This is a genomic window from Nocardiopsis eucommiae (assembly GCF_965344335.1).
Lineage (GTDB): Bacteria > Actinomycetota > Actinomycetes > Streptosporangiales > Streptosporangiaceae > Nocardiopsis > Nocardiopsis eucommiae.
Genome location: NZ_CBDRIY010000014.1, coordinates 138,163 through 146,907 on the forward strand (window position 1 = coordinate 138,163; position 8,745 = coordinate 146,907).

Genomic DNA, 8,745 nt, shown 5'->3' on the forward strand with positions numbered 1-8,745 from the left:
AGAGGTATGCGTATGCGTTCACGGCGGTGGTCGATCGCGGCCGCGGGACTGGGGCTGACGCTCACGGCCACGGCGTGCGGGGGCGGCGGAGGCGGCGCCGGAGACCAGGTCGAGGTGTTCTCCTGGTGGACCGGGGGCGGCGAGGAGGCCGGACTGAACGCCCTCATCGAACGCTTCGAGGAGCAGAACGAGGGGATCGAGTTCGTCAACGCCGCCGTGGCCGGGGGGTCGGGTACCAACGCCCAGGCCGTGCTGGAGGGTCGGCTCCAGAGCCAGGACCCGCCGGACTCCTTCCAGGGACACGCGGGGGCCTCCCTCCAGGACTACGTGGAGGCGGGTTACCTGGCTCCGCTGGACGACTTCTTCGACGAGCAGGGGCTGCGCGAGGCCTACCCCGACCAGCTGGTCGAACAGATCTCCTACGAGGACAGCGTCTACTCGGTCCCGGTGAACATCCACCGGTCCAACGTGATGTGGTTCAACCCCGGGCTGTTGGAGGAGGCCGGGGTGGACGGGCCCCCGGAGACCCTGGACGAGCTGGTCGAGGCGTTGGAGGCCGTGGACGCCGAGACCGACGCGATCCCCATGGCGGTGGGCGCCCAGTGGACCGTCGACCACCTGCTGGAGTCGGTGCTGCTGGGGTCTCTCGGCACCGACGCCTACAACGCCCTGTGGGAGCCGGGGGCCGACTGGGACACACCGGAGGTCGCCGAGGCACTCGGGACCTTCGAGACGATCATGTCCCACACGCAGGAGGAGTCGGCCGCAGAGGACTGGCAGGAGGCCTCACGCCGGGTCTCCGAGGGCGAGGCCGCCTTCAACATCATGGGTGACTGGGCCGCCGGGTACTTCGACGAACTGGGAGCGCTCCCCCAGGAGGACTACGACTGGGCGCCCTCTCCCGGGACGGACGGCACCTACATGTGGCTGTCGGACAGCTTCACCCTCCCGGCGGGCGCCCCCAACGAGGAGAACGCCCGCGCCTGGCTCGCACTGGTCGCCAGCCAGGAGGGCCAGGACCTGTTCAACCCCCTCAAGGGCTCCATCCCGGCGCGTTCCGACGCGGACCCGGCCCGGTACGCGGACAGTCCCTACCTGGAGTCCGCCCTGGCCGAGTGGCAGGCGGGGCCGGAGCTGGCGGGGTCGTTCTGGCACGGCGTGACCGTGGGCAACCGCTGGAAGAACGACATCGACACCGCCGTCGGCCTCTACCTCCAGAACGAGGACCTGGAAGCGCTCAACGCGGCCCTGCACGAGGCCGCGCAGTCCGAATGAGCGCGTCCACCGATTCCGGGGCCGCCGCTCACGGCGGCCCCGGCCACCCGAAACGTCCCGTCACGGGACTCCGCGCGCGCCCGGGTCGGTTCCGCCGGGCGGCGACCAGGGCCCGCACGTGGCTCCCCGGCCTGCTGCTGGTCTCCCCGTCGATCCTGCTCATCGGCGTGTTCGTCTACGGCATGATCGGCTGGAACACCCAGCTGGCCCTGAGCGACAAGCACGCCCCGATCCAGGACGGCTCCTTCGTGGGGCTGACCAACTTCGTCCAGCTGTGGCAGGAGGCCCGATGGCCCGCCGCCGTGACCAACGCGGTGGTGTTCACCGTGGTGTTCGTCGGCGGCGCGCTGTTCCTCGGCTGGCTCCTGGGCCTGCTGCTGGACAAGGGCATCCGGGGCGAGGCGGTGTTCCGGACCCTCTTCCTCGCCCCGATGGCCGTGTCCTTCATCGCCACCGGCGTCGTGTGGCGGTGGCTGATGAACCCGGCGCCGGCCGAGCGCGCCACCGGGCTCAACGCCCTGTTCGTCCACCTCAACCTGGACTTCCTGGTCAACGACTGGTGGACCGCGCCCGACCTCGGCATGGCGGCGATGGCGCTGCCCGCCGTCTGGCAGCTGGCCGGGTACGTCATGGCGCTGTTCCTGGCCGGGTTCCGCGGGGTGCCCGAGGAACTGCGCGAGGCGGCCCGGGTGGACGGGTGCTCGGAGTGGGGCGTGTACTGGCGGGTGGTCATGCCGCAGCTGCGCCCGGTCACCCTGAGCGCCGTCATCATCCTGGGCCACATGTCGCTGAAGGTGTTCGACCTGATCATCGCCGTGGCGGGGCAGCAGATCGTCGCGGACGTCCCCGCCGTGTACATGTGGGCGATGGTCTTCGAGGTCCGCGACCCGGCCAAGGGGGCCACCATCGCGTCCTACCTGCTGCTCGCCGTGGCGGTGTTCGTGATCCCCTACCTGGTCTGGACCGTGCGCAAGGAACGGAGCGAGGGCCGATGACCCAGAGCGCACCCGGACGGGTGAACGCCCCCTCGGGCGTGGGCGCCGGAAGCAGCCCGCGCGGGCGGGCGGTCCGGTTCACCGTCCTGCTGGTCCTGGCGGCGCTGTTCCTGCTGCCGATGTACGTGCTGGCGGTGACCGGGTTCAAACCCTTCTCGGAGGCCACCGCGGCCCGGGCGTGGCTGCTCCCGCGCGAGTGGAGTCTGGAGGGGTGGTCCACGGCCTGGTCCGCGCTGGCCCCCGGACTGTGGAACAGCGTGCGCATGGCCGTGCCGAGCGCGGTCATCTCCGCCGTGCTCGGCTCCATGAACGGCTACGTGCTGGCGCGGTGGCGCTTCCCCGGGGCGGACACGGTGTTCACGCTGTTCCTGTTCGGGATGTTCATCCCCTACCAGGCGGTCATGATCCCCCTCCAGCAGATGCTGGTGAACGGCGGTCTCATGGGCGGGCTGTTCCCGCTCATCCTGGCGCACACGGTGTACGGGATCCCGATCTGCACGCTCATCTTCCGCAACTACTACGCCAGCATCCCGGGGTCCCTCATCGAGGCGGCGCGGGTGGACGGCGCCGGTCTGCTCCGCACGTACGCCCACGTGGTGCTGCCGGTGTCGGCGCCCGCGTTCGCGGTCACGCTGATCTGGCAGTTCACCTCCGCGTGGAACGACTTCCTCTTCGCGGTGTTCCTGACCGGGCCCAACAGCTGGCCGGTGACGGTGCAGCTGAACAACGTGGCCGGGTCCATGGTGGTGCCCTACAACCAGCAGATGGCGGCGGCGGTGCTGGCCTCGCTGCCGACGCTCCTGATCTACCTGGTGTTGGGGCGGTACTTCATGCGCGGCCTCATGGCGGGTGCCCTCAAGGGGTGACCCCGTGGCCGCCGGGGCACGCCCCCGGCGGCCACCCCCTCAGCCCCGTGCGGCCGAGTAGACGCTCAGGTGCGTGTGGGCCAGGGAGAACAGCGGGGTGGGCACGCCGAGCTCGCGGCCCCGGGCGACCAGGTCCCCGACGATGTGGTCGCCCTCCACCGGGTTGTCGTGGGTCAGGTCCCAGTACATGGACGTGGAGGTGTCGCGTTCGGTGTCGGAGATGACCCTGTCGGCGAATCCCCGGATCCGGTCGCTGGGCGGGTACCCGGCGGCGGTGGCCACGGCGATCGCCTCGGCGAACATCCCCGCGCTGAACTCGGAACCGCCCGGGGCGCGGTTCACCCTGCCGATGGGGGCGCGCATCAGGCAGGTGACCGCGCCCAGACTGGCCAGGAAGACCCACTTGTCCCACATCTCCTGGCGGATCTCCTTGGTGGGGCGGGCGGTGAACCCGGCCTCCTCGAGGGCGCCGTGGACCCGGTCCAGGTCCACCACGGGGGAGTCGGAGAGCGGGCCGTAGACCAGCTCGCCCATCTTCCCGACCTCCACGATGCCGCCCGCCTCGTCCAGGCGGGTCATCACCATGCACACCCCGCCGTACACGTGGTCCTCGCCGAACCGCTCCACCAGGACGTCCAGGTGGCGCATGCCGTTGAGGAAGGGGACCACCACCGTCCCTGGGCCCACCGCCGGGGCCAGGTCCTCGACCGCGTCCTCGAGGCCGTAGGACTTGACCGAGAGCAGGATCAGGTCGTAGGCGTCGGTGAGCTGGTCCTTCGTGACCGGACGGACGGTGGTGTTCTCGGTGTGCCCCTCCACGGAGGTGATGTTCAGACCGTGCTCCGCCAGGAGCGCGGCGCGGGCGGGCCGGACCAGGAAGTCGACGTCGCGACCGGCCTGGACGAGCCTCCCGCCGAAGTAGCCGCCGACCGCTCCCGCACCCACGACAAGGATTTTCATGCCTCTCCCACCCGATAGTTCGTGATCATCGCAAAACGTACGGCTCCGGGAGGGGGCTGGCAAGGTCGGGGGGCTTCTCGCGCGCGTTCGGTTCGGGTCTTGGTGACTGCGCCATGGAGGGGAGCGGCGCCCGAGGCGATGCGCCGGGTGGGCCTGGTGGACGTGGACCCGCGTCCGCACGTGCGGCAGTGGAGCGCGGAGTCGCCGGGAGTCCGGCGGATCTCGCACCACACGCGCCACCTGCGTGACGCGTTCCTGGGGGGCGGAATGACCCCGACGAGGGGCTGGCCCGCGTGCGGTCGGTGACGTGCGCGACACCGCCGCGTGCAGGTGTCGGGGGACTGCGCTCACCGATCTCCGTCGCGGTGTCGACCAGTTCCGGGACGGCGCGCTCGGCGCGGGTGAGGCGGTCGCCCGCCTCCCGCCCCGCCGGTACGAGGACGATCCCGGGTGGGGGACCACCGCCGTCCCGGGACGAACAGGAGCCCGAGCCCGGCGAGCACCGCCGCCACCACCGGGACGAGTCCGGGGGACGCGGCGACCGCCGCACCGCCGAGGACGCCGCCCAGCGCGGCCCCGACGTACACCGAAGCGCTGTGCACCGCCACAGCCCGCGAAGCCGCGCGCGTGCCCGCGCGGTCGAGCATGAGTGTCTGGAGGCTTGGTGGTACGGCCCACGCGGCAGCCGACCAGACCACCAGCAGGGGCACCACCGCCCACAGCGGAACCGGAGCGGTCGACCACAGCAGGGCCAGCGCGGACATCGTCAGGCAGAAGAGCGTGACGGAGCCCCGGAGGGTGCGCAGCGGCCCGAAGCGGTCCACGAGGTGACCGGAGGCCTGTGCTCCCAGCAGCCCGCCGATCCCGGAGCACACGAGCAGCACGCCCAGGACGACGGGGGTGACGCCGGAGAGCCCGGCCAGGACCACCGCGACGTAGGTCTGGAAGGCGAGGTTCCCGGCCACGGTCAGGACGGTGATGACGAGGACGGCCGCCACGGTCCGGTCCACCAGGGGCCGCACCAGGTCGGACAGGGTGCGGTGCTCCTCTTCGACGAGGCCGCCGGGCAGGGTGCGGGCGGCCAGGGCCAGTGCGACCAGGCCCAGCACCCCGCAGAACGCGAAGGTCGCCGGCCAGCCCCACAGGGAACCGATCCACGTCCCGAGGGGGACGCCGAGCAGCACGGCGCCGGTCAGGCCGGTCATGACGGCCGCCAGGTGGCGGCCCCGGCGCTCCGGCGGGGCGAGGGTGCTCGCGAGCGCCAGGGCGGTGGGCAGGACCACCGCCGCCGCGAGCGCGGCCAGCACCCGCAGGGCCGTCAGCGTCAGGTAACCGTCGGCCAGGGGAGCGGCGACGTTGGCGGCGGCGAACACCGCCAGGGCGCAGAGCAGGGCCCTCCGCTGGGGGACCCGGGCGAACAGGACCGCCCACAGGGGGGCGGCGAGCGCGTAGACGAGGGAGTACACGGTCACGAGCTGACCGGCGGCCGCCTCCGACACCGACATGGCGGAGGCGATCGCCGGGAGCACGCCGATGATCACGAAGTCGTCCGTCTGGACCGCGAACGCGGACAGCACCAGGGGGAGGAGCCACGGGGGAGGGAGGCGGGAACCAGGCATGGAATAAGGGTAACATCTGTTTCCCTAAAGCCGAGGGCGCGGCCGGGAGTCTCCTCGGCGACGGGCCGTCGGCTCCCGGTGCCGGGGGCGCGACCACGGCGAGGGTCGTGTCACCGGCACCGCGGCCGTCCGGGTTCAGGCCTCGGGGATGTCGCGTCCGAAGGCCTCGGGCGTGATCGAACCGGGGTCGGGGCCTCGCCGGACACCGGTGTCGAGGGCGTCGATCGCGGTGAGCTGGTCGGTCGTGAGCTCGAAGTCGAACACGTCGAAGTTCGCGGCGATCCGTTCGGCCCTGACCGACTTCGGGATGGCGGACCGGCCCTCCTGCAGGTGCCAGCGGAGCATGACCTGGGCGGGTGTGCGCTCGTGGGCCGCCGCGATCTCCCGGATCAGGGGGTCGTCGAAGGTGGACCGCTCACCATGGCCCCGGTAGCTGGTGATGCCGCCGATCGGTGACCAGGCCTGCGTCAGGACGCCCTGGTCGGTGTTGGCCCTCCGGGCGACGGGCTGGGTGAAGTAGGGGTGCACCTCGATCTGGTTCACCGCGGGGACGATGTCGGTCCGTTCCAGCAGGTCGGCCAGGGTCTCGGGCGTGAAGTTGCTGACGCCGACCGCCCGGACGCGCCCGTCGTCGAGGAGGGTCTCCAGCGCCCTGTAGGCCTCGACGGTCAGGTCGAACCGCGACGGGACGGGCTGGTGGAGCAGGAGGAGGTCGATCCGCTCCACACCGAGCTTGCCCGCGCTCTTGTCGAAGGCGTGCAGGGTCTGGTCGTAGCCGTAGTCACTGATCCAGACCTTCGTCTCGACGAACACCTCGGACCGGTCCAGCCCCGAGCGGCGGATGCCCTCACCGACCTCGCGCTCGTTGAAGTACGCGGCCGCGGTGTCGATGAGCCGGTACCCGACCTGGAGGGCCTCGGCGACGGAGTCGGCGGTCTCCTCGGGCGGGTTCTGGTAGACACCGAAGCCCAGCGCGGGCATCTCCACGCCGTTGTTCAGGGTCAGGTTCATGTGCGTGCTTCCTTCGGTCGTCGGATCGAGGTTCGGTGTCCGCCTCGGCACTCTCCGTGAGGGTCGGCCCGTTCATGATGTCGAAGGAAGGCGGGGACCCCCGCCCGTGGACGGGGGTCGGTGTGTCGCCCGGGTGCATGGGGGGAGGACCCGGCATCGGGAGGGCGCCGGATACACCTCTCGATGCTCGTCGGCGTCCGCGCCGCCATCGAATGCCGCTAGGTAGTTCTGCATCATGTGTTATCGGCCATTGACCAATTCGGGCCGCTATTTCAAAGAATGTCGTGGTGGTGACGGCCGACGTGGCCTGAAAGGAGGACGCCTCGCCGGGAGGTCTGGCGCGACGCGGAGGCGGCGGAGAAGAAGGCGTTGATCGAGGAACATTCCGCGGACTTCGCGCTCTTCGCCCAGGCCGGGGAGGTCAGGCCGGAGACGGCGCGCACGGTGCTCGCGCGTTTCGGGTCCCAGCGCGCCGGGCCGTCGCGCGAAGCGGGACCCCGGACGGGGGACGTGGAATAGTCGGTGGCATGACTGAAGCGACCGACCGTTCCCGGTGCCCGACGAGCGTCACGGCGGCGCCGACCTTCCTCGAAACCGGGAGGGGGGCGGAACCCGGCGCCGACGGTCCGGCCGCTCCACGGTGACCCCGCGTCCAGACACCGATCCGACACCCGCACCCCGCCGTCGCGCTGCTCCGTGTCGCCACCGTCGAAGGCCCGGGTGAGTCCCGTCGCACTGGTGCCTCCCCCCGGCGAACCGCTCATGCGGAACGATAAAGTGCGGGAGGAAGGATCCCGACGGGACGGCCCGCCGGACGAGCACACGAGCAGGGACGGCCCAGCAGAATCGGGTACCCACCCGTGCGAACTCAGCACATGCTCCGCGGCGTCCTGACGCCCGCGGCGATTATCCGACTGGTCCTGGGCTGGGGCGCGTTCCTCGTGACCCTCGTCGCCCAGCCGTACCTGGCCGCGCACCTGCCGACCCCGGCGCTGGTCGCGGTCCTGGGCGCCATCGTCGCCGTCATCGTGGTGTGCGCCTTCGGCGTCGTCGTCGAGGCCGAGCACCTGGCCCACCGGCTCGGCGACCCCTACGGCACACTCGTCCTCACCCTCTCGATCGTGCTGATCGAGGTCATCCTCATCTCCGCCGTCATGCTCGGTCCCGGTGAGCACACCACGATCGCGCGTGACTCCGTGATGGCCGTGTCGATGATCATCCTCAACCTCGTCGTCGGGGTGTCCCTGCTCCTCGGCGGGCTGCGCCACAGGGACGTCCGCGCCAACAGCACCGGAGTCTCCACCTACCTGTCGCTGCTCGTGGTGCTCGGCACCGTCGCGTTCGCGCTGCCCGGCCTCATCGGTGAGGGCGGCGCCTACACGGCCGGGCAGGAGATCCCGATCATCATCCTCACGGTGATCCTCTACGTCGCCTTCCTCGCGCGGCAGATGGGGGCCCAGCGCGACGACTTCAAGGAAGTCGTCTCCGTGACGGGCGCCCCGCTGGCCGGGGAGACGGGAACCCGGGAAGTGGAGCCGGAGCGCACCTCGGTCCTCGCCGTCATCTCGGAACACCGGGCCGAGGTGGTCGCCCGCGCGCTCGTGCTCGTGCTGACCGTGATCCCGATCGTGTTGCTGTCCCACGACATGGCCAGCCTCCTTGACGACGGCCTCGACCGCGCGGGCGCCCCTATCGCGCTCTCCGGCATCCTCATCGCGATGATCGTGTTCCTGCCCGAGACCCTGACCGCGATCCGCGCCGCGCTCGGCGGCGAGATCCAGCGCGTGAGCAACCTCTGCCACGGGGCGCTCGTGTCCACCGTCGGACTCACGATCCCCGCGGTCCTCACGATCGGGCTCCTCACCGGGCAGACCGTCGTCCTCGCGGAGGACCCGACCAACCTGGTGCTGCTCGGCGTCACGCTGCTGCTGACCGTGACGACCTTCTCGGGGAAGCGCGTGACGGCCCTGCACGGTGCCGCGCACCTCATGGTCTTCGTGCTCTACGGCATGACCGTGT

8 protein-coding genes are annotated in these 8,745 nt (G+C 71.1%); 5 read left to right on the plus strand and 3 right to left on the minus strand.

Features of this window, described 5'->3' with window-relative positions; all coding sequences use genetic code 11:
- Nucleotides 1-12 precede the first annotated feature (12 nt).
- From ACRWK8_RS11600 to ACRWK8_RS11610, 3 genes are read left to right on the plus strand one after another with little or no spacing between them, the layout of a single operon-like run.
- Nucleotides 13-1,275, plus strand: a complete 1,263-nt coding sequence (locus tag ACRWK8_RS11600; RefSeq protein ID WP_378745891.1) for an ABC transporter substrate-binding protein — start codon at nt 13-15, stop codon at nt 1,273-1,275.
- Nucleotides 1,272-2,270: a carbohydrate ABC transporter permease gene (locus tag ACRWK8_RS11605; RefSeq protein ID WP_431870170.1), complete on the plus strand. Its 999-nt coding sequence runs from the start codon at nt 1,272-1,274 to the stop codon at nt 2,268-2,270. Before ACRWK8_RS11600 ends, ACRWK8_RS11605 begins: the two co-directional genes overlap by 4 nt.
- Nucleotides 2,267-3,136 carry a carbohydrate ABC transporter permease gene (locus ACRWK8_RS11610; protein WP_378745862.1) on the plus strand — a complete coding sequence of 290 codons (870 nt, stop codon included), beginning with the start codon at nt 2,267-2,269 and terminating at the stop codon, nt 3,134-3,136. The genes ACRWK8_RS11605 and ACRWK8_RS11610 overlap by 4 nt, the downstream gene beginning before the upstream one ends.
- Before the next feature lie 39 nt (nt 3,137-3,175).
- On the opposite strand, the gene ACRWK8_RS11615 is transcribed toward ACRWK8_RS11610, so the two are convergent.
- From ACRWK8_RS11615 to ACRWK8_RS11625, 3 genes are all read right to left on the minus strand, one after another.
- Nucleotides 3,176-4,096 carry a ketopantoate reductase family protein gene (locus ACRWK8_RS11615; protein WP_378745854.1) on the minus strand — a complete coding sequence of 307 codons (921 nt, stop codon included), beginning with the start codon at nt 4,094-4,096 and terminating at the stop codon, nt 3,176-3,178.
- 347 nt (nt 4,097-4,443) lie between these two features.
- The gene (locus tag ACRWK8_RS11620) at nt 4,444-5,715 is read right to left on the minus strand and encodes an MFS transporter (protein WP_431870173.1); all 1,272 of its coding nucleotides are present in this window, start codon (nt 5,713-5,715) and stop codon (nt 4,444-4,446) included.
- 135 nt (nt 5,716-5,850) lie between these two features.
- Nucleotides 5,851-6,726: an aldo/keto reductase gene (locus ACRWK8_RS11625; protein ID WP_431870175.1), complete on the minus strand. Its 876-nt coding sequence runs from the start codon at nt 6,724-6,726 to the stop codon at nt 5,851-5,853.
- Nucleotides 6,727-7,095: 369 nt separating this feature from the next.
- Here ACRWK8_RS11625 and ACRWK8_RS11630 point away from each other — a divergent pair, with 369 nt between their 5' ends.
- The gene (locus ACRWK8_RS11630) at nt 7,096-7,245 is read left to right on the plus strand and encodes a hypothetical protein (RefSeq protein ID WP_431870177.1); all 150 of its coding nucleotides are present in this window, start codon (nt 7,096-7,098) and stop codon (nt 7,243-7,245) included.
- 341 nt (nt 7,246-7,586) lie between these two features.
- Nucleotides 7,587-8,745 (plus strand): calcium:cation antiporter (locus ACRWK8_RS11635; RefSeq protein ID WP_431870179.1); only part of this gene is annotated, 1,159 nt, incomplete at its 3' end.

Coding starts and splice junctions, on each gene's coding strand:
- ACRWK8_RS11600 (WP_378745891.1), top strand. CDS start 13: ATGCGTTCACGGCGGTGGTCGATCGCGGCCGCGGGACTGGGGCTGACG.
- ACRWK8_RS11605 (WP_431870170.1), top strand. CDS start 1,272: ATGAGCGCGTCCACCGATTCCGGGGCCGCCGCTCACGGCGGCCCCGGC.
- ACRWK8_RS11610 (WP_378745862.1), top strand. CDS start 2,267: ATGACCCAGAGCGCACCCGGACGGGTGAACGCCCCCTCGGGCGTGGGC.
- ACRWK8_RS11615 (WP_378745854.1), bottom strand. CDS start 4,096: ATGAAAATCCTTGTCGTGGGTGCGGGAGCGGTCGGCGGCTACTTCGGC.
- ACRWK8_RS11620 (WP_431870173.1), bottom strand. CDS start 5,715: ATGCCTGGTTCCCGCCTCCCTCCCCCGTGGCTCCTCCCCCTGGTGCTG.
- ACRWK8_RS11625 (WP_431870175.1), bottom strand. CDS start 6,726: ATGAACCTGACCCTGAACAACGGCGTGGAGATGCCCGCGCTGGGCTTC.